Below are 21,154 nucleotides of genomic sequence, written 5' to 3' on the forward strand. Positions count from 1 at the left end.
CAATTCCCAATTCCCAATTCCCAATTCCCAATTCCCAATTCCCAATTCCCAATTCCCAATTCCCAATTCCCAATTCCCAATTCCTAAGTGCCAATTACCACTGATTAATTGAAAATGCCCGAAAGCCATGAACTTGAAACAATCGAAATTCAACTCCTACTAGAGGGGCTATTTCGATATTACGGATTTGATTTTCGCAATTATGCTCTTGCCTCTCTCAAGCGCCGGATTTGGAACACCATTCGCGCGGAACGGCTCACCACTGTCTCTGGACTTCAGGAAAAGGTGCTGCACAATCCTGCCTACCTAGACCGTTTCCTGCTGGGCATTTCTGTCAATGTAACGACGATGTTTCGCGATCCCAGCTTTTACATGAGTTTCAGAAATAAAGTGGTGCCGCTGCTGCGTACTTATCCTTTTATTCGCATTTGGCACGCTGGATGTTCAACGGGAGAAGAAGTCTATTCTATGGCGATTTTGCTGCAAGAAGAAGGACTTTACGATCGCTGTCGGATTTACGCTACTGATATGAATGAATTAGTTTTGAAAACTGCAAAAACAGGTATATTTCCCCTGAAACAAATGCAAGAATATACGCAACTCTACCACCAAGCAGGGGGCAAAAAAGCGTTTTCTGAATACTACACTGCTGCTTATGAAAATGCTATTTTTGGCTCTTCACTTAAAGATAACATTGTTTTTGCTCACCACAACCTAGCAACGGATACTTCTTTTAATGAATTTAATGTTATCTTGTGCCGTAATGTGCTGATTTATTTCAATTCACACCTCCAAGAGCGGGTACATAAGCTTTTTTATGAGAGCCTGGGAATGTTTGGAGTTTTAGGGCTAGGACATCAGGAGTCTCTGAGTTTTACACCTTATGAAAAACACTATAAAGCAATTGAAAGTAGTGACAAAATATACCGAAAAATTAAATGAAAAAAATTTTGAAATAGTGGTTGTTGGCACATCTTTGGGAGGGCTACAGGCTCTGACAGTCCTGCTGGCAGATTTGCCACAAAACTTTCCTTTGCCTGTAGTTATTGTCCAACACCGCCATAAGAGTTCTCAGAATAGGCTTACTGAGTTTTTACAACACGAAAGCTCTCTTCAAATCACAGAGGCAGAAGACAAAGAGCCGATCGCACCGGGACGGGTTTATTTGGCTCCTGCTGACTATCATTTGCTCATCGAATCGCCCTGTGAGTGGGAGAAGAGCGTGCCTGAAAACTACTTTACAGGATGTCCAAGCGCGACTGTGGAGCCAATCCACAATTTCCACTCCCCAATCCTCTGTCGCGGAAGTTTTACATTTGCACTATCAACTGAGGCTCCTGTCTGCCACGCGCGGCCCTCTATCGATGTGCTGTTTGAGTCTGCTGCTGATGCTTTTGGGGAGAAAGTTATTGGCATAATTTTAACGGGAGCTAGCTCGGATGGCAGTAAAGGGCTGGCAAAAATTAAAGCTGAAGGAGGATTGACATTTGTCGAGGAACCGGCTTCTGCTCTATGCCGGACAATGCCCGCATCCGCGATCGCAAATGTTGAAGTAGACTGGATTTTACCGCTCTCTAAAATCGCTCCGTGTTTAGTCAACTTGCTAAGAATTAAAGATTAAAAAATTTATGAATCTGCAGCGCCCCGATCGAGTAAATGTCCTTTTAGTTGACGATCGCCCAGAAAATTTGGTTGCTCTAGAAGCTATTCTCAACAGCCCCTCTTATAATCTAGTACAAGCTAATTCGGGAGCGGAGGCTCTGAGATGTCTGCTTAATGAAGATTTTGCGGTAATTTTGCTTGACGTGCAGATGCCGGGAATGGATGGATTTGAGACAGCAACAATGATTCGCTCCAGAGATCGATCGCGATCGACTCCGATTATTTTTATCACAGCATTCAGCAGTAATGACACTCACGTATTTAAAGGTTATTCTCTGGGTGCGGTCGATTACCTCTTCAAACCTTTGGAACCAGAAATATTGACATCAAAGGTCGCGGTATTTGTGGAATTGTTCCAAAAAACAGCCGAGGTGAAGCGGCAAGCAACAGAGTTAGCTGCTGTTAATAGTGAACTAAGCAAAAGTGAAGAGCGGTTTCGCACTTTGTGTGCTTGTTCGCCACTGGGAATTTACTTAGCTGACGTTGAAGGCCGGTGTACTTACATCAACCCCCGCTGTCAAGCGATTTGCGGGTTAAGTTTGGAGGAAAGTTTGGCCTCTGTTTGGCAGCGGGAAGTTCATCCAGAAGATCGCGATCGTGTAGTAGCAGATTGGTTAGCTTGGATTAAAGAAGGGCAGGAATATTCTAACGAGTTTCGATTAGCTTCTCACCAAACTGTGCGTTGGATTCACGTGCAGTCGTCGCCAATGTTTTCGGATTTGGGAAAACTGATCGGTCACGTTGGGACGGTTAGAGATATCACAGACCGCAAGCAAGCAGAGGAAGAACGGGGCCGACTAATCCGCGAACAAGTGGCGCGCCAAGAAGCTGAGAGAGCTAACCGGATGAAGGATGAATTTATCGCTATTCTCTCTCACGAACTGCGTACTCCTTTAAATGCAATTCTTGGCTGGTCTAGGCTGCTTCGGGTCAAAAAATTTGACCCAGACACTCTTGATAAAGCCCTAGAAACAATAGAGCGCAATGCTAAATCTCAAGCGCAACTCATTGAAGATATTTTAGATGTTTCCCGGATTCTGCGCGGAAAACTAAATTTAAATAAGCATCGGATTCAGTTGGAATATGTGATTGAGATGGCAATTGATTCTCTGCGACCGCTAGCTGAGGCAAAATCAATTGCAATAGAATTGGAAGGCAGCCCAAATATCGGTAAAGTTGTAGGCGATAGCGATCGCTTGCAGCAAATTGTCTGGAATTTGCTTTCCAATGCGATTAAGTTTACTCCAGAAGAGGGTAAAGTAAAGGTGCGGTTGGAGTTAGTTGGCGACGAGGTGCAAATTCAGATAATTGATAGCGGAATTGGTATCGATCCTGATTTTCTGCCTTATGTTTTCGATCGCTTCCGCCAAGCTGATAGCAGCACAAGTAGGTCTTACGGGGGTTTGGGACTGGGATTGGCGATCGTCCGTCACTTGGTGGAACAGCACGGTGGTAAGGTGGGCGCAGAGAATAATACGGGCGAGGGTGCGAAATTTACGGTTTCTCTGCCAGTTGCTGAGGGGAACGGGCAAGGCGCAGGGGATGATTGGTGCCCGCTCAATGACGCGACAGAGGCTCTCCCAAGTCTTGCTAATTTGCAATTGCTGGTTGTGGATGATGACGATGACACGCGGGAGTTTTTGATTACTTTACTGGAACAGGAAGGAGCTATGGTGCGATCGGCGGCATCGGTGGCCGGGGCTCTAGCTGTACTGGAGAGTTATTGGCCGGATGTGCTGGTGAGCGACATTGGAATGCCGCAAGCAGACGGCTATGAGTTGATCGCGCGGGTGAGAGAACTGGAAGTGCTGCATGGTGGACATCTGCCTGCGATCGCCCTGACGGCCTACGCGAGAGAGGAAGAGCGCCAGCAAGCGCTGGAAGCTGGTTTCCAGATGCACTTATCTAAACCCGTTGAGATAACTCAGTTAATTGCAGGAATTGCTAACCTCGCAGGAATGCTCGGAAATCCCGCTCCAACTCACATCTTGCACGATGCTCGAGAACAGGCTTTCGGGCCTGTTCCACAAAGATTAGATTTTATTGTCGGGAGTACGGGTTCGGCAGGAGATCCTGCCCGTGAAGGCTGATTGACAATGGTGCTCTTCGGTGATTTCCAACGGACTCGGCGGTTGAAACCGCTTTGTTGACCGAAAGCATCCAGGATACAAGCCCCCGGATTCATCCGTCCAGAAATAAAAAACCTGTATCCGACAAAGGAGTCCCCGAATTTATTCGTGGGGTCAATGCTTCAATCTAAAATCTAAAATCTAAAATCTAAAATCGATTGACCCCCCAATCTCGTGCCGATTAATGAGAAAAATATTAAGCTAGCTTAAAGGACAAGCGATCGACCGGGAGGAACAAGACACTCGTTTTTCCACAAAAAAGTGGATATTTGCCGTTTTTTGCTTCAACCTGCCGTCAAAGTACAAAATTACCCGCCAATCAATACATGAATATTTTTAGCAGTCTGCTTTCTAGCCCAACTCAAGCACCCCAAGTCAAAAAACAGCGTCGAGGCATTGAAATTAAGTCGGAACGCGAAATCGAAATTATGCGGCAGGCAGCGAAAATCGTTGCAACGGTACTCAAAGAAATTTCCCAAATGGTGAAACCGGGAATGACTACTGCTGATTTGGATGCTTATGCGGAAAAACGCATCCGCGAAATGGGGGCCACTCCGAGTTTTAAAGGCTATCACGGTTTCCCCGGATCGATTTGCTCTAGCATTAATAACGAAGTTGTTCACGGCATCCCCAGCGCCAAAAAAGTAATTCGGGCCGGAGATGTTCTCAAGGTAGATACGGGGGCATATTACCAAGGTTTTCACGGCGATTCTTGCATTACGATCGCAGTTGTGGAGGTGACACCAGAATCTGCAAAATTAATTAGGGTAGCAGAAGAAGCTCTGTACAAAGGCATCGAACAAGTGAAGGCTGGAGCGTATTTGCTCGATCTCGCTGGTGCGATCGAAGATCACGTCAAAAGCAACGGTTTTAGCATCGTTGAGGAGTTTACCGGCCACGGTGTCGGGCGAAATTTGCACGAGGAACCGTCGGTTTTCAATTTCCGCACCCGGGAAATGCCGAACGTGAAATTGCGATCTGGTATGACATTGGCGATCGAACCGATTCTGAATGCGGGTTCTAAGTACACTCGGACGCTTTCTGACAAGTGGACTGCTGTAACCGTTGACAATGCTATGTCGGCTCAGTTTGAGCATACTGTGTTGGTGACGGAAACCGGCTATGAAATTTTGACCGATCGTTCAAAAGTTTAAGTCGAAGGGTTCAACAATAATGTTGAGTTTTGAGTTTTGAGTTTTGAATTAAAGATTGAATAAGTTTTTAATCGTTAGATCAAAACACAACTCAAAACTCTAGAGTTGAAAAACAATTTTTTAAGTTCCTGCGATGGATGGAGTGACAAGAAGAGTTAAATTCGGCTAAATTTAAAAATAGCGGTAAAGCGTAAGGGTAACAAATATGTCAGCACGATTATTATTGGTAGATGATGAACCGGGCTTGCGGGAAGCAGTACAAGCTTATTTGGAAGATAGCGATTTTGCGGTTGAGGTTGCCAGTAATGCTCGGGATGGATGGGAACTCTTGCAGCAGCACAATCCGGATTTGGTGATTTCAGACATTATGATGCCGCAGGTGGACGGTTATCAGTTTCTCAAGCAAGTACGGGAAGATCCTCGCTATAAGGCTTTGCCGGTGGTATTTTTGACTGCTAAGGGGATGACGGGCGATCGCATTCAAGGCTATCAAGCTGGCTGCGATGCTTATCTTTCTAAGCCCTTCGATCCCGACGAGTTAGTAGCAATTGTCACGAATTTGCTGGCCCGCCGCGCGGCTGCTAAGGAGACGGGCGAAAATACTGAAAGTCCCGATATTGCTGCTTTGGCAAGCCAAATGGCGAGAATTGAGTCTTTGTTGAGCGGGCGGAGTTCGATCGCCCAAAGTCCTTCACCGATTAAAATTGATTTGACTCCCCGAGAACAAAGTGTTTTGGATTTGGTTGCTCAAGGTTTGATGAATAAAGAAATTGCCCGCCGCTTGGAAACTAGCGTCCGCAATGTGGAAAAGTACGTCAGCCGTTTGTTTAGCAAGACGGGTACTAACAGCCGTACTGAGTTGGTTCGCTTCGCTCTCGAACACGGCTTGACTCAGTAGCAGCCCTCTCGGCTTTGTTGCAGGCTCTTCCTCGCCGACGTGCGCTACCAGGAAGAGCCTGGTAACGATAATTATGCAAAAAATTAGAAATGTTAAGATAAAAGTATTGACAGATATCTGGTGGTTGTGGTATCAAACATGAGCTTGCTGGCAGCGCGGGAGTGGGAAAACTGGTGCGCGATTCCCTACGGGATAGCTACGCACGCGCGTGCTTCTCACCGCTTTGAGTCGGAGATGGACACTCGCAAAAGCTCGGGAATTACTTAACGGGAAAACCTGACGGTTTAAGAGTTTTTACGTAGTAAAGAGAAAGGCAAACAGTTGGCCCGATACCCTGCGTCAAGCAAATTTGCCGCGAAGTCTCACAGATGGGGTTATATTTTGTCACAAAAGAAACCACTATCAATTAATGACTCTGCTCAAAAACGGATAGAAGCCTCCGACAGGAGTCGCAAGCAGCCCAAAATTTTAGACCCCTAGTTCAAGCTCTCACATTCATCTGTGGAGTAAATCTAAAATCTAAAATCTAAAATCTAAAATCTAAAATTGACTGACAGCGCAGGAAAGTAGCAGGGGATGTTGGATTTATAGCACCACCCAAGTTTAGTTGATACCAGGAGGATAGCATGAGGAAAATCAAGGCCCGACAAACGATAAGTGCCATAGCAGCACTGCCGATCGTACTAATAGCCAATACCGCTCAAGCTTTTGCCGCTGATACCGGTCAGAAAATAGATCCAATTAAGAAAGTTTCGGATTTTGGCGATGAGCTTGATTTTGATTTTGGCGCACCAACAACAATCAGCATTGAAGAAAGCGAGGATTGGGATGAACCTGATTTTGCAGCTACTTTAGATATGGAGATTAGTAAATTTATGACAAACAATCTTCAAGCTGTAATTGATGAGCCGCCGCCGATAGTTTATCTCAGTGCGGCGAGGGGCCAGTCAAGCAAGGAATGCCGGATTTCAGCGATATGCGAATAACTGAATCGGATTTGCGCGATTTTGGCGATGGCTGGGAACCCCGCACACAAAGACTCTTTTGCTGGGTACAATTTGAGCAATTATCAAGATTTCAGTAAAATCCGGTCGATTTTGCTGAGAATATGCGAATAACAGAGTATGTATTTTTTTGGGTATGCTTTAATGCGAGCGGCAACAACAATAAGTATGCAGGCTGAAATAAACTTAACTAATTGATAGTTCCCAGTGATTGGAAATCGCCCAAAAGGGCAGAAATAAAATTAATCATGTGATTGTTCGCTGTAATTTGCCAACGTAAAAACGGGTAAAAGTAAACTTAGAGCAACCCCCAAAACCGTTAGGACGCTCTTAATTGCACTTTCCCCTGCGATCGATTGCTTCCATCTGTTACACCCATTACATCCGTTACATCCGTTAAATAATCCGTAGCCGAACTTCCATCTGTTACACCCATTACATCCGTTACATCCGTTAAATAATCCGTAGCCGAACTTCCATCCGTTACATCCGTTAAATAATCCGTAGCCGAACTTCTTTTTCTCGGCAGTTGACAGTACCTATCCTGAGAAATTTTTTCAAATATTAATTATGATTAATTCGCACTGCCAGCAAGACACCGCAGCACAGCAAAACAAAAGTTCCCGACAAACTCTTTCCCGAACTCTGAGAATGTCTCAGGGGCAATTTTCGCTGATTTTGGTACGGTGCAATTACAGTGGGATGAGAGAGGAAACTGTACGGCAATTGCGAGAGGAGTCTGGTATTGAGATTCGAGAAATTGTCCTCCCGGCATCTGTTAAAACTCTTTACACGACGATAGAAACGGAACTTTCTGGCAGCCAGCCATCAGCTTTAATGGTGTTTGGATTGGAATCGGTAAGCGCGATCGATCGAGTGCTGAGTTCTACCAACTATGTGAGGGAAGAATTTCGGAATAATTTTCCCTTCCCGGTGGTGCTGTGGGTGACAGACAAAATCTTAAAAAAACTGATTCGGTTAGTAACAGATATCGAGACTTGGACGACAACTGTTGAATTTGTGCTCGGTCCAGACGACTTGGTGAATTTCCTGGGTAAAAGTGCCGATCGCATTTTTTCCAACATTTTAGAAAGCGGCAATTGGCGTTTAACTAATTCTGCCATTCTCGGAGCCAATTCTTTGAGTGAATTAGAGTCAGCTACCCAAGACTTGCAAACTTGCAACATCAGGTTAGAACCAGCTATTGAAGCGAGTTTGCAATTTATTCGCGGTCGGCACGAATATGCTTGTCACCGTATCCCTGCTGCTCTGGAATTGTATCAAAAAAGTCTCAAATTTTGGAAGTATCAAGTACCATTTATTGGAAGTAAAACAGAATTTAGCGATTTGTTATTTACCGTTCACCCGGCACCGGTATTAGAGGGACTTCTGCTATTTCACATCGGCCTTTGCTACCGCTTTCAAGCAGAACGACACCGCAGCGGAAACCGTCCTTACTGGACAGAAGCTAAGAATTATTTTCAGGAATGTATTGATGTTTTAGAAGGCGCTGGACAGTCGGAGTCCGTTGGTATATTTATCAATCAACTAGGCGAAGTATTGCAGCATTTAGAAGATTGGGATGCACTCTGGAATTTAGCTATCAAAGCTCGGAGGTTACATCAAAACATGGAACATTCAGCAGTTAATTTGGCTCAAGATTACGGCTTTTTGGCTAGAGTAGCCTTAGAGCAGAAGAATTGGCAAGGAGCGAAAGAATGGGCTTTAGTCGCTCTAGACGTTCTCAACTCGAATTTAGAAGCGATCGCACAGGGAACGCCTGTAAAGTCGCAGCATCAAGGCTTGTATCTGTTAATTTTAGCAGAGGCTCAGAGTCAGTTGGGCGAGATGCAGGAGGCGATCGCGCATTTAGAGCTTGCTCGCTCGGAAACCGAACCTTGCTACAACCCGCAACTGTATTTGCGGGTTTTAGAAATGCTGCGATCGCTCTATTTTCAGCGGGGAGAATATCTCGAAGCATTTCAAATTAAGCAAGATTATCGAGCGGTGGAACATACGTATCGGTTCCGAGCTTTTATTGGAGCCGGAAAGTTGCAGCCGCACAGAGAAGCGGTTAATCCCGTCGCCGAAACTCTTGTCGGCGCTGCTACTATTGCTGACGAAATTACTGCTTCCGGCAGAGAACAAGACCTCAATCGCTTGATATATAGAATGAACAATACCCCAGACAAACTGACAGTAATTTACGGTCAGTCTGGAGTTGGTAAAAGTTCAATTGTCACCGGGGGATTAGTACCGGCTCTCAAACAAAAAAAAATAGAAATGCGGACTGTTTTGCCGATAGTGCTGCAAGTTTACAACAACTGGCCGCGGGAATTGACCAGACAGTTATCTGCTGGTAAAGCTGAAATATTCGAGCCGGAAATTTCCGAAGCAGTAACAGTAGATTTTCCAGTAGATTTTCCAGGAGAAGCAGGCACAGCCACGGGAAATCTTATTTCGGGATTTAACGGCGGAGCGGCTGGGAACAATCAGGATAAAATTGAACCGTCAGACCCAGTAGAATTAATCATAGAACAACAGGCGATAGAATACGAAAACATTATCCAGGCTCTGCGAATAAATTCAGAACATTTAGTGACTGTTCTGATATTCGACCAATTTGAAGAATTTTTTTTCGTGTGGAAAGAACCAGCGGAAAGGCAGATATTTTTTGATTTTTTAAGGGAATGTTTAAAAATAAAATATTTAAAAGTTATTCTGTCTTTGCGTGAAGATTACCTGCACTATTTACTGGAATTTTCCCGACCCAAAAAAACGACAGAATTCATAAAAAATGATATTTTGGAGGACATTCTCAGCAAAGATATTCTGTTTTATTTGGGAAATTTTTCGCTGGGCGATGCGCGAGCGGTAATTCGCACTTTAACTGAGCGAGCGCAGTTTTACTTAGAACCAGAGCTGATCGAAGAATTAGTCAAAGATTTAGCTGGAGAATTGGGAGAAGTCCGCCCGATCGAACTACAACTTGTCGGCGCTCAACTGCAACAAGAGAACATTAGAACTTTAACTCAATATCAGGAACTAGGCAACAATCCGCAACAAAAATTAGTCGAAAGGTTTCTCGAAGAAGTCATCAAAGATTGCGGCCCGGAAAATGAAGTAGCAGCGCGCCGAGTTTTGTATTTGCTGACAGATGAAGAGGAGATCCGTCCCCTAAAAACCCGCGCCGAATTAGCCTCTAATTTAGCGACATTTGCTGAAGCAGACAAATTAGATTTAGTCTTAGAACTGTTAGTAAAATCTGGTTTAGTTTTTCGGTGGACGGAACTGCCGGCAGAGCTTTATCAGCTCGTTCACGATTATTTAGTTAGCTTCATTCGCCAGCAGCAAGAATTAGACCAAAAGGCAGAATTTGAGGAACTGCGAAAGCAAAATCAAATTAACCGAGATGAAATTGAACAAATTCGCAAAGATAGAGAGCGAGATGCTTTGCTGTCGGAAGCTAGAGACAAACAGCGCCAAGCTAGAGACAAACAGCACGAAGCGGAAGCTCAACTTTACCAATCTCGGAGATGGCAATTGCGGGCGGCGGTTCTAGGAGTGCTTGTACTCGGAGGTGTTTCGGCGATGGCTTTCGAGCAAGCAAAATTAGCAGAAAGCGCGCGGCAAGAAGCAGAAACCAGTCGGACTGATGCCCTAAATTCGGCGTCGGAAGCTTTGGTGCTTTCTAATGAAAAAAATCAATTAGGAGTGTTGGGAAATAGTATCAAAATCGGCCGTGATTCTCTGAAAAGTACAGCGCTGCCTGCGGACACTAAAAATCAAATTGCTGAAAGACTCAGACAAGCAGTTTCCGGGGTGCAAGAACGCAACCGTTTCGGGCAGCACAGCAAGTTTGTTTTGGATGTTAGTGTCAGTCCCGACGGCAATTCCGTTGCTTCCGCAAGTGCTGACAAAACTGTTAAATTGTGGAGCAAAGAAGGTAAGTTATTAAAAACTTTCAATCACCCGGATAGCGTGACGAGTGTTAGTTTTAGTCCGGATGGGAAAACGATCGCTACTGGTTGTGCCGATCGCACAATTAGAATTTGGCAAGTAGATAACGACAAAAATGCGATAGGCATTTTATCCGGCCACCGCGATATCGTCACCAGCGTCAGTTTCAGTCCCGACGGCAAAACCCTAGCTTCCGCCAGCCACGACAACACCGTCAAAATCTGGAACCTTGGGAACAAAAAATTGCTGCAAACCTTAACGGGACACAAAGACTGGGTGCTCGGCGTCAGTTTCAGTCCCGACGGCCAAACAATTGCCTCAGCAAGTGTTGACAAAACTGTCAAACTTTGGAACCGAGAAAGTAAAACCCAGAAATTTACAATTAATCCCAAAACATTAACCAAACATTCTGACATTGTTTACAGCGTTAAGTTCAGTCCAAACAGTCGAGAAATCGTCTCAGCAAGTGCCGACACCACAGCAAAAGTTTGGAACAGAAACGGTGAGGAAATCAGAACTCTCAAAGGACACAACGATGAAGTTGTCAGCGCGAGTTTCAGTCGCGACGGCAAAAAAATTGTCACTGGCAGTGCAGACGATACGGTGAAAGTTTGGAGTCGCAGCGGCACTTTGCTCAACACTTTTCGAGGACATCAAGACGACGTAAGGGCCGTAAGTTTCAGCGGTGACGGCACTATTGCTTCCGCAAGTAAAGACAAAATAGTGAAAATTTGGCAACCGGACAGCACTCCGCTGAATAAGATTTTATCGGGACACGGAGACTGGGTTTACAAAGTCAGTTTTAGTGCTGACAGCAAAACAATTGCTTCTGCTAGCGGGGACAAAACCGTGAGACTTTGGCGGGCTGACGGCAGTTTATTCAAAATCTTAGAAGGTCACAATGATTCTGTTACCTGGGTGAGCATTTCGCCTGATGATAAAACTGTTGCTTCGGCGAGCGATGACAAAACCGTGAAAGTCTGGAGTTTAAACGGCAAACTGTTAAATACTCTCAGCCACAGCGGCATTGTTAAAAGCGTGAGTTTTAGTCCAGACGGAAAGATAATTGCCGCCGCAAGTGCCGATCGCAAATTGTACCTCTGGCGCTGGAACGGTTCTAAAGCAACTTTGTTTGCCAAACTCGATCACAGCAATCCAGTAATTAGCGTTAGCTTCAGTCCCGACGGCAAAACTATTGCTACTGCTACCGCTGCTGAGGACAACGCAAGCGGGAAGAAAAAGGCTTTTGAAATTACCGGAGAAAAGAGAGTTTACCTCTGGCAATTTAACGGTTCGTCGGCGAAAATTCTAAAAACTCTCGACCACCAGGACAGCGTTAAAAATGTTAGTTTCAGTCCCGACGGGAAGACTATTGCTGCTGCTTGCGCTGACAAAAAAGTTTACTTGTGGGGGTTTGATGGAAAGGTGGCGAATTTAACTGAAAAACTCGACCACAGCGATACTGTAGAAAGCGTGAGTTTTAGTCCAGACGGCAAGTTGATTGCGGCGGCGAGTGGGGGAAATACTGTTAAGCTGTGGGATTTTGACGGCAAGAAGGCGCTGCTATCTAAGACTTTGGAATCGAGCGATCGCGTGTTGAGCGTTACTTTTAGTTCTGACAGCAAAACTCTGGCTTTTGCTAGTAGGGATAGGACTGTAATTCTGTTGCCTGTGGAGAATTTGGAACTGAATAATATCATTGCTCGGAGTTGCGAATGGTTGGGAGATTATTTGCAGAATGACCCGAATGTTGCTGAGGGCGATCGGCTGCTGTGTCTGGGGTTTGGGAAGCAGGCGTTAAATAAGAGGAAGTAAACCGTAAGCTAGGACGGGCTAGAAGCCCATCCCACAAAAATTATTTTTTCTTGTGGGGTGGGCTTCTAGCCCGCCCTAAAATTTAATTAAAATGACTTTTGCAAGATAAGACGGCGGTTGAAACCGCCGGGTATTCTTAAAACATCTATCTATTGACGAATTTTTTGTGTTGTAAATTTGCAGTAAATTAGACTAATACACTTAACAGCACATTAATCCGCAATTCCAACAAAAGGTAAACCGCATGGATGTCAACTCCCAAAATGTCCAACCAATCCCGCCATTCAACGAGACAAACGAGGAAACACCAGAGATAGGTGGCGGTTTGCCCGTAATAGAATATTGGGCAAAACATACATTGTCCCCGGAAGGCCCGAAACTTTGGAAAACTTTGCTGCACAAAAGTGCTTGTTTGTCATGTTCTTGGGGCACTGGCGGGCAGAAAGGAGGCTTTACAAATGAAGAGGGCGAAAAACTTCAGCGCTGCATGAAAAGCGTTGAAGCAATCTCCGCTGAAATCAAGCCGGCTATCTCTACTGAATTTTTTGAAAAGAAGAGTATTGCAGAACTTCAGCAATTAACTTCAATGGAAGCCGACAGGTTGGGAAGGCTGAGTTTTCCGATGATTTTGCGGGCTGGTTCATCTCATTACGATCGCATTTCTTGGGAAGAAGTTTATCAAATTGCCGAAGCTGCTTTTCGCAAAACCCCCGAACGAGTGGCATCTTACAGTTCCGGCCGCTCTTCCAACGAAGCGGCTTTTCTGCTGCAATTGATGATGCGGGCGATGGGTTCCAATAACTTAGCAGATTGTTCCGATCTCTGCCACGCTCCCTCGACAACCGGCTTAAGCGAAATGTTTGCCACCCGCACCTCGGTAGTGAGTCTAGAAAACTTGAAGGAAGCAGATTGCGTGATACTAGCCGGCAGCAATTCTTCCTACAACCATCCCCGTTTGATGAACGAATTGATTAAAATTCGCGACAAAGGCGGTAAAATAATTGTAATCAATCCGGTGATGGAAATCGGGTTAGTCAAGTTTGGTTCTCCCGCATTTCCGATCAAGTCGCTCATCCCCGGTTCCGATATTTCCTCGCTATACTTGCAACCAATTCCCGGCAGCGATACGGCACTATTTCTCGGCATTCAAAAGTCTGTAATCGAACAAGGATTGCTGGATGAAAAATACTTGCAAGCTTATACAGAAGGCTGGGAAGCAGCAGTCCAGCACGCCCGCGAAACTTCTTGGGAAACTATTACTGAAACCTGCGGAGTTTCCCGTCCAGAAATTGAGGCAGCAGCCAAAATTATCGGCACGTCACAGCGGGTTGTCTTCGGTTGGGCGATGGGAATTACCCAACACGATAACGGTGTAGATAACGTTTTCAGCATCGCCAACACGGCCTTAATGACGGGAAATGTCGGCAAAGAAGGGGCGGGATTAATGCCCGTGAGGGGACACTCAAACGTCCAAGGATTCGGCTCTATGGGCGTCACTGTGAAGCTGAAAAAAGAAATTCAACAAGCTTTAGAAAAGTTATTGAATCGTCCCCTCAGTCCTGTTAAGGGTTACGAAACTCGATCGCTCATTGAAGCAGCAGATGCAGGCAAAGTCGATACACTGATCTGTCTGGGCGGCAACTTGTATGGGGCAAATCCCGATTCAACTCAGGCCAAACGCGCTTTAAGCAATGTTGAAACCGTTATCTACCTCGCAACCAAACCGAATTTAGGGCATTTTCACGGATTGGCAAAGCACAATACAATTGTGATTCCGGTGCTGAACCGCTTTGAAAACCCCCACAAAACAACGGTGGAATCTGGGAATAACTTTGTGCGTTTAAATGATGAGGGCGAAACTCATCTCCAGAATTCTGATTTGATTCCTGAAGTACATTTTTTGACGGAATTAGCCAGCAGAATTCACGGCGATTTTCCTGTTGAGTGGCGGCAACTTCAAGATACAAAATACGTTCGGCAATTGATTGCGAGAACTATTCCCGGCTATGAAAAAATAGCGGCAATTGATGAAACTAAAGAGGAATTCACCATCAGCGGTCGCATTTTTACAGAACCTAAATTCCCTACAGAGTCTGGGAAAGCGAAGATGTTTGTCACGCCTTTACCTAAGCTGAAATTACCGGAAGCGAAAGAGTTTGGAGTCCCGGAATCGGTGCGGGGTTTAGTTGTGGCATTGATGACGGGACGCAGCTATTCTCAGCACAATACTGTGGTTTACAAAATTGACGATAAGTACCGGGGAATGCCGCACCGCAACTGCATTTTGATGAATCGTGCGGATGCAGAAAGCGCGGGTTTGCAAGAACATCAGCGGGTTACGGTGCAGGGAAATGTGGGAAAAATGGAAAATGTCGAGGTGATTTACGGGGCGGTTCGTGAGGGTGCTGCTTTGATGTTTTATCCTGAAGTTAATGTGATTTTTCACCCGGAAATTGAAAAGCGATCGGGCACGCCTGCTTACAAGCGGGTACCTGCTTTTGTTTATGCAGAAAGGTAAAAACAGAATACTACAGATACCTGCTTTCTTCAAGAATTGGGGGATGTAAACAACGTACTTGAAGCAATAAAAAAATCAGATTGCCCGATCGAACTCAGGACAATTCCCGGCAGCACAGCCAAGACTTGTCCGGTGCTGCCGATCCGAATTTCAGTACCATCACCTGAAGGTGCGATCGACAATTGCTCAAATCTCAAACCATCAACTAACACCAACAAATCCACACCATCAGCAAAATCAACAATCGTATCCGTACCCCCACCCAGCTCCAACACAATGCCATCGATACCGACACCGGTGATAATAGTATCGTTTGCCCGACCGCCCCGCAGCAAATCCGCCCCGCCCCCGCCAGTTAACAGGTCCATGCCTTTGTCGCCGTAAATATAGTCACCGCCTTCGCCACCGTCCAAACTATCGCTTTGCCGCCCCCCACTAATCGTGTCGGTTCCCGCACTGCCTAGAATACTGTTAGGTAATTCATTTCCAAGTACCTGGTCATTCCCCGATGAGCCTACCAGATTTTCGATATCCGCGCCAAAAGCAATGTACGTGCCAAAGGTTTCAGTTGTATAAAGCCGATCGGGGACACCGGGCGACAACTGCGAAAGTTGTAAATAGTAGCTCAGATCTCCCAAAGCGCTCTTTGCTGTTAGCGGCTTACCCTGATTCATGTCGAAACTATAGACGTTGTTGGCCGGCAGTGCCGAAAAGTCCAAAGTATCACTGCCGCCGCCGTCCCAGATAGTTTGAACCGTATTGAAATTAGTGCTGTCGAATTTGTAAACATCATCGCCATCGTTAAAGTCCTCGCGCGCGCCGTAGAGATACTGCAAGGCCCGGATGTCATAGGCCATCAAACTCCGGGGTTCTTCGGCGTTGGGGTCGCTAGCTCTGGCATCTAGGGGATTGTAGGACATGATCGTATTTCTCGTATTGTCCTTGTCAAACGGCAGATACGGAAGGTCTTCGGGGTTTCCTGTTAAGCCGCTGCTGGAGTCGTTGTAGTTGCCGGGGTGCTTCAAACCCATCGCATGACCGATTTCGTGAATTAAAGTAGAGTGGCCGTAACTGCCGGGGCCTGCGGAAAAAGCTCTTTCCGGATCGTTTTCATTGAGCTTTTGGAGGTGGATGGCGACCGCGCCCAACTGACCCGGATAACCACTGTAGGCATAGCCGTCAGCACCCGGCCCGTCAGAAAACATAATTCTGATGTTGCTTTGGGCCGAGTCTGGAACTTCTACAAAGTTGAGCGGCAAGACTGTGGCATAATTGTCCCGCAAGATTTGGCGGACATTCTGTTTGATGCCATCGTTAACTTCCTCAATATTGGTTTCGCTTCTATCTGCAAAATAACTGTCCGAGCTGTCAGCAGTCACAAAACTGTAGGTGATGGTGCCGCCGGGAGCCACGTTCCATTTGTCTGGCTGTTGGGGGTTTGCTCCACTGCTGATCAGCAGAGCATCGATATCGTTAGAGTTGCTGAAGGCGGAAGCTTGAGCGGCCGATCGTTCGGCCCCCGAATCTGAGGTTTGAGCGCGGCTGTTACAGATCGGGCAGCTATGTTTTGAAGAACCTTGCAACAAATCTGAATTGTTATTAGTTAAATCACTCAGAGTGTAAACAGACATGAGGTTGCTTCCAATTCGAGGCAAGAGGATGTTGATTAATATTATTAAATAAACAGATATGAAAGTCAATTCATAAAAATTATGACTTTGACTTCATAAAAAGAATATTTATTAATAAATGTTACAAACAAACGATCGGTTGTCACGAATGATTTGAGCTTGCTGCTATTAACTCTTAATTTGCAAAGCTCTACCCCGCCAAGTCCATCCCCAGCCGGTTTCTGTTTTAATCGCAGAACAGATCGCAATTGCGGCCACTAACGCACCTCCGAAACCTCCAAACCACCAGTATTTCGTCGGACATTCAGAAATCTCGGCACCCAAGCGGCGCAAAGTGTAATGCTGCCAATTTACGATTAGGGATAAACAGATAGTTAACCAGGTAATTGGTTGGCAGGTCGCGGCTGACCTGCTAATATTTTTAGGCGGGGGTGGTTGAGATGCTGTTGCAGGGTTTGGCCGAGATCCTTGGTGTCGTCTGTCGATCGATCGCCTACAATTAAAACCTCTAAGTTGTCCGCAGACAGCGGTGTACTCTCCCTCATGGCGATCGCGCAATCCCGAATATTCTCGGCTTCGTTGTATGCTGGTACGATTACCGAAACTTTAGGAAACTGCGCGGCGGACTCCGGTGACAGCTTGACCTAACTTTTGTCGGTTCGAGGCGCATTTTTGACCGATCAACCCAAATTCTTAGTGTAAGCTCTACTTACAATCAGAGAAAAAATTAGCAGGGTTAACAATATCAAAGCGAACAGACCTCAAAATTTCGCTAGACTATTTGTCTCCCTAAATATTAAAAAATCTTAAAACAAAAAGCTAGTCGATCGCCCGAAAAGTTATTTTGACCGAAAGCATCCAGGATACAAGCCCCCGGATTCATCCGTGGGGTCAATGCTTCAATCTAAAATCTAAAATCTAAAATCTAAAATCGATTGACCGCCTCTTTTGCTATAATTTGTGAGCATCTTTCGGCTCGCCCGCAGCGAGGGGCAAGACCCCTCACCCAGACAGCGACCGAAAAGCCGAGGATAAATATCAGTTGTCAGAGGATATTGGAATGGGCGAATTTTTTACAGTCGATGTGTTTGCGAACACGATAGCGGTACTCGGCGCTTTGGGTTTTTTATTTTTGGGATATCAAGCTTTGCAGATGTTGAAAAGATAAAGTATGTCAGAACACAGAGGTTGCACCATTGTCAAGAACGGGCAAGATGCCCGTGAAGCGAAGAATAAGTTTTCTCGCTTCACAGGCATCTTGCCTGTTCCTAAACAAGTAATTGAGAATGGTGCAATATCTCAGTCAGAAGTCAGAAGTCAGAAGTCAGAAGGAAAGAAGTCCGATGGAAGTCGTCCGATGGAAGTCGGAAGAAGGAAAGAAAGAAGAAGGAAAGAAACAACTATTCCGAATACCCAATGCCCTGTTTTGCGAATGCCCAATTCCCTGTTTTGCGAATGCCCCGGAACACCTAATTTACCTGAAAAAGGCTATACAAGTGACCCAACAGTGAAACTGTTTCTTGCGAAAATCAACCAAAAAAAGGCTGCGTTATTATCATGGTGAGCCAACTTTTAGATGGACGCTATCAAATCATTGAAGTCATAGAAACAGGAGAATTTGGACAAACCTATCTGGCCAAAGATATTCGCCGTCCGGGCGAACCGCAGTGCTTTGTCAAGCACCTGCGTCCCGGTACCAGCGAACCGAAATTAATTAATACTACGCGCCGTCTTTTTCAAAAAGAAGCAGAAGTTCTAGAAAAGCTCGGCCAACACGACCAAATTCCTCAGCTATTCGCTTATTTTGAAGAAAATGAAGAATTTTTCTTAGTTGAATCCTTTGTTGCCGGTCACTCGCTATCAACCGAAATTGTACCGGGCAAACCTCTAAGCGAAGAAAAAATGATTGCTTTGCTGAAGGAACTGTTAGAAATTTTAGTGTTTGTACACGGACAGGGAGTAATTCACCGAGATATTAAACCGGCCAATTTAATCCGCCGCTATTCAGACAACAAGTTAGTTTTGATTGACTTTGGCTCGGTGAAAGAAATTCACATCGCTCAAAGACAAGCGCCGGTAACTGTGCGGATTGGCACGCTGGAATATATGCCGATCGAACAATTTCAATACAACCCGCAACTCAACAGCGATATCTACGCTTTGGGAATGATTGGCATCCAAGCAATGACGGGTTTGCCCGCTTACGATTTGCCGAAACTGCGGGATTTGAAAAATTCTAATAAAGGCGAAATTGTTTGGCGGCATTTAGCCACGTGTTCTCAAGCGCTGGCCGATGTTTTGGACAATATGGTGCGCTACGATTTTCGGGAGAGGTACCAGTCGGCGGCGGAAGCTTTAGCTGATTTGAGGAAAATTGGCGACCGCTCCCGGGCGCGGATTCCCAAGCTGACAATATATCGCGAAGAAGTCGATCGGCGCAGTAGCAGCCGGGGTGAAATTACAGTCGTCGGTCGGAGAATATTAGAAGAATTGCGCGTCAGTTTGGAGTTGTTGCCAGAAGAAGCAGAGGCGCTCGAAGATGAGGTATTGAACCCTTACCGCAAATACAGGGAAAAAGGCGAACGCTACGAACAATCGCTGCAAGAAGCAATGCAGCAAGAATATCCGTTTTCTGGGGAAACTCGCGACGAGTTAAAACGTTTGCAGCAAGTTTTAGGACTTACCGACGAAGATGCCGCCAGAATCGAAGAATTAGTCGTTCCTAAATCTTTATTCGCTAAATTGTACAAGGCGATCGCCACAGTTTTGGAGGGACACCGCAACCCCAATGGGCCACCAGCCAACAGCGCCCCTCTACTCGAATTGCAGGCAAGTCCGGCGGTATCCCCGCAGGTAAATCTGAACGGAAAAACCGATTTGTCGAGCGCCAGCGCAGCAGCGATTGTCCCCAAAGAAACTCGCAAATTCAATCCTTATCTCGCTGGGGCAACAATTGCGGCTCTCTTAGCTGCGATCGGCGGAATTTACGGATATCTCAAGTGGCAAGAATGGCAGCAGCGAACCCAAAAAGAATCCCAACAGCTCAATCAAATTGAAGCTCTTTATAAAGCCAGCAATTATGAAGGCTGCATCAGCCAAATACCGACAATTGCCAACACTTCCAGCACCTATTCGTCCGCTCAAAACATACAGGAACAGTGCCAAGCAGGTCTGCGGTGGAAGAACGCTAAAGTCAAAAATTTCGCTCAGCATTCAGATGCAGTTGGGTCTGTTGCTTTCAGTCCAGACGGCTTAATGTTAGCCAGCGGTTCTAAAGACAAAACCATCCAAATTTGGGATTTAGCTACAGGCAAGTCTATCCGCACTTTTCCAGGAGATTCCTCCACTATTTGGTCGGTTGCTTTTGACTCAAACGGTACGAAACTGGCTACTGGCACCGGTTTTTGGCGAGTCATGCTGTGGGATTTGAAAACAGGGCAAGTGATTCGCACTCTCGACCACACTGCTTCTGTTTGGTCTGTCGCTCTCAGCCCCGACGGACAGCTAGTGGCTAGCGGCAGCGGAGACAAAACCACAAAGATTTCAGATGCAGCAACTGGCAGTTTGATTCAGAATTTGCCAGACCATACAGATTTTGTTTATTCTGTTGCTTTCACTCCCGATGGAAAAAGTTTGGTTAGCGCTTCTAAGGATAAAACAATTACAATTGTTGATGTAGCAACGGGGAGGTTGCTAAAAACTCTTCAGGGACACGGCGAGCCGGTGAGGTCAATTGCTATTAGCCCCGACGGCAAGACAATTGTTAGCGGTTCCTACGATGAAACTATTAAAATCTGGAATCTCGAAAATGGAGATTTAATTCGCTCGATCAAGGGACATTCTGATGATATTGTCTCGGTTGCTATCAGCCCGGACGGGAAGTTTATTGCCAGCGGGAGCAAGGATAAAACTATTAAAATTTGGGATTTTGCTACCGGAGAATTGCTGAATACTTTGACGGGACATTCTGATGAGGTTTATGTGGTGACTTTTAGTCCTGACGGCACAACTATTGCTAGCGGTTCTAAAGACAATACTATTAAGTTGTGGCTGAGGTAATACCATTTTAGATTTTAGATTTTAGATTTTAGATTTTAGATTTTAGATTGGAATGACTTACTGCTTAATGGTTGGGAACTTCCCTACACTTACATCCTTGTGAGGAACTGGTGTAATTAGTCATTGGTCATTTAATTGCTATATAATTCAGCTCGTTGTTTAAGGCTTTGGGAAAGTGCAAATAAGGTGTTTCTAATTCGTCCTCAGTTGGAAAATTTTCAGTTGAGTGCTCTCGGATTTGAAAAAAGGGCGTTGCTGAACTAGGGTATGATGAAGTTGTCCTCCGAGCGTCAAAAATCACACACATTTAAAAGCAATATTATG

13 protein-coding genes are annotated in these 21,154 nt (G+C 45.5%); 11 read left to right on the forward strand and 2 right to left on the reverse strand.

Annotated elements, in window-relative coordinates; translation table 11 throughout:
• The first annotated feature begins 114 nt into the window (after nt 1-114).
• The 9 genes from QUA99_RS28340 (at nt 115) to QUA99_RS28380 (ending at nt 15,140) form a co-directional block, all read left to right on the forward strand.
• Nucleotides 115-942, forward strand: coding sequence for a protein-glutamate O-methyltransferase CheR (locus QUA99_RS28340; RefSeq protein ID WP_333243474.1), 828 nt, complete (start codon nt 115-117; stop codon nt 940-942).
• Entirely contained in the window at nt 914-1,621 is a 708-nt protein-coding gene (locus QUA99_RS28345) for a chemotaxis protein CheB (RefSeq protein ID WP_333243471.1), read from the forward strand. The genes QUA99_RS28340 and QUA99_RS28345 overlap by 29 nt, the downstream gene beginning before the upstream one ends.
• A 7-nt stretch (nt 1,622-1,628) precedes the next feature.
• Nucleotides 1,629-3,752 carry a response regulator gene (locus QUA99_RS28350; protein WP_333243468.1) on the forward strand — a complete coding sequence of 708 codons (2,124 nt, stop codon included), beginning with the start codon at nt 1,629-1,631 and terminating at the stop codon, nt 3,750-3,752.
• Between the two features lie 365 nt (nt 3,753-4,117).
• Nucleotides 4,118-4,945 (forward strand): type I methionyl aminopeptidase, encoded by an 828-nt coding sequence (gene map, locus QUA99_RS28355; protein WP_333243465.1) that lies wholly within the window; start codon nt 4,118-4,120, stop codon nt 4,943-4,945.
• Between the two features lie 205 nt (nt 4,946-5,150).
• Entirely contained in the window at nt 5,151-5,843 is a 693-nt protein-coding gene (locus tag QUA99_RS28360; RefSeq protein WP_333243463.1) for a response regulator transcription factor, read from the forward strand.
• A gap of 120 nt (nt 5,844-5,963) precedes the next feature.
• Entirely contained in the window at nt 5,964-6,110 is a 147-nt protein-coding gene (locus QUA99_RS28365; RefSeq protein WP_333243460.1) for a hypothetical protein, read from the forward strand.
• Between the two features lie 359 nt (nt 6,111-6,469).
• Entirely contained in the window at nt 6,470-6,829 is a 360-nt protein-coding gene (locus QUA99_RS28370) for a hypothetical protein (RefSeq protein ID WP_333243458.1), read from the forward strand.
• A gap of 588 nt (nt 6,830-7,417) precedes the next feature.
• The gene (locus QUA99_RS28375; RefSeq protein WP_333243455.1) at nt 7,418-12,622 is read left to right on the forward strand and encodes an nSTAND1 domain-containing NTPase; all 5,205 of its coding nucleotides are present in this window, start codon (nt 7,418-7,420) and stop codon (nt 12,620-12,622) included.
• Nucleotides 12,623-12,866: 244 nt separating this feature from the next.
• Nucleotides 12,867-15,140 carry an FdhF/YdeP family oxidoreductase gene (locus QUA99_RS28380; RefSeq protein ID WP_333243452.1) on the forward strand — a complete coding sequence of 758 codons (2,274 nt, stop codon included), beginning with the start codon at nt 12,867-12,869 and terminating at the stop codon, nt 15,138-15,140.
• 29 nt (nt 15,141-15,169) lie between these two features.
• Here the strand turns inward: QUA99_RS28380 and QUA99_RS28385 are convergent, their stop codons facing one another.
• Complete coding sequence (locus tag QUA99_RS28385; RefSeq protein ID WP_333243449.1) at nt 15,170-16,771, reverse strand: M10 family metallopeptidase; 1,602 nt, start codon at nt 16,769-16,771, stop codon at nt 15,170-15,172.
• Nucleotides 16,772-17,145: 374 nt separating this feature from the next.
• Nucleotides 17,146-17,316, reverse strand: coding sequence for a hypothetical protein (locus QUA99_RS28390; RefSeq protein ID WP_333243447.1), 171 nt, complete (start codon nt 17,314-17,316; stop codon nt 17,146-17,148).
• 626 nt (nt 17,317-17,942) lie between these two features.
• On the opposite strand from QUA99_RS28390, the gene QUA99_RS28395 reads away from it, so the two are divergent.
• On the forward strand, nt 17,943-18,335 hold the full coding sequence (locus tag QUA99_RS28395; RefSeq protein WP_333243444.1) for a hypothetical protein: 393 nt from the start codon (nt 17,943-17,945) through the stop codon (nt 18,333-18,335).
• Nucleotides 18,329-20,830, forward strand: coding sequence for a protein kinase domain-containing protein (locus QUA99_RS28400; RefSeq protein ID WP_333243441.1), 2,502 nt, complete (start codon nt 18,329-18,331; stop codon nt 20,828-20,830). The genes QUA99_RS28395 and QUA99_RS28400 overlap by 7 nt, the downstream gene beginning before the upstream one ends.
• The last annotated feature ends 324 nt before the right edge of the window (nt 20,831-21,154 follow it).

It is taken from the genome of Microcoleus sp. F10-B2, assembly GCF_036704965.1.
In the GTDB taxonomy this organism is placed as follows: domain Bacteria; phylum Cyanobacteriota; class Cyanobacteriia; order Cyanobacteriales; family Microcoleaceae; genus Microcoleus.

What these genes read in the sequence shown, in the direction of transcription:
- QUA99_RS28350 (WP_333243468.1), top strand. Translation starts at nt 1,629, where the DNA reads ATGAATCTGCAGCGCCCCGATCGAGTAAATGTCCTTTTAGTTGACGAT.
- QUA99_RS28385 (WP_333243449.1), bottom strand. Translation starts at nt 16,771, where the DNA reads ATGTCTGTTTACACTCTGAGTGATTTAACTAATAACAATTCAGATTTG.
- QUA99_RS28375 (WP_333243455.1), top strand. Translation starts at nt 7,418, where the DNA reads ATGATTAATTCGCACTGCCAGCAAGACACCGCAGCACAGCAAAACAAA.
- QUA99_RS28370 (WP_333243458.1), top strand. Translation starts at nt 6,470, where the DNA reads ATGAGGAAAATCAAGGCCCGACAAACGATAAGTGCCATAGCAGCACTG.
- QUA99_RS28400 (WP_333243441.1), top strand. Translation starts at nt 18,329, where the DNA reads ATGGTGAGCCAACTTTTAGATGGACGCTATCAAATCATTGAAGTCATA.
- QUA99_RS28395 (WP_333243444.1), top strand. Translation starts at nt 17,943, where the DNA reads ATGTCAGAACACAGAGGTTGCACCATTGTCAAGAACGGGCAAGATGCC.
- QUA99_RS28340 (WP_333243474.1), top strand. Translation starts at nt 115, where the DNA reads ATGCCCGAAAGCCATGAACTTGAAACAATCGAAATTCAACTCCTACTA.
- QUA99_RS28390 (WP_333243447.1), bottom strand. Translation starts at nt 17,316, where the DNA reads ATGAGGGAGAGTACACCGCTGTCTGCGGACAACTTAGAGGTTTTAATT.
- QUA99_RS28380 (WP_333243452.1), top strand. Translation starts at nt 12,867, where the DNA reads ATGGATGTCAACTCCCAAAATGTCCAACCAATCCCGCCATTCAACGAG.
- map (WP_333243465.1), top strand. Translation starts at nt 4,118, where the DNA reads ATGAATATTTTTAGCAGTCTGCTTTCTAGCCCAACTCAAGCACCCCAA.
- QUA99_RS28360 (WP_333243463.1), top strand. Translation starts at nt 5,151, where the DNA reads ATGTCAGCACGATTATTATTGGTAGATGATGAACCGGGCTTGCGGGAA.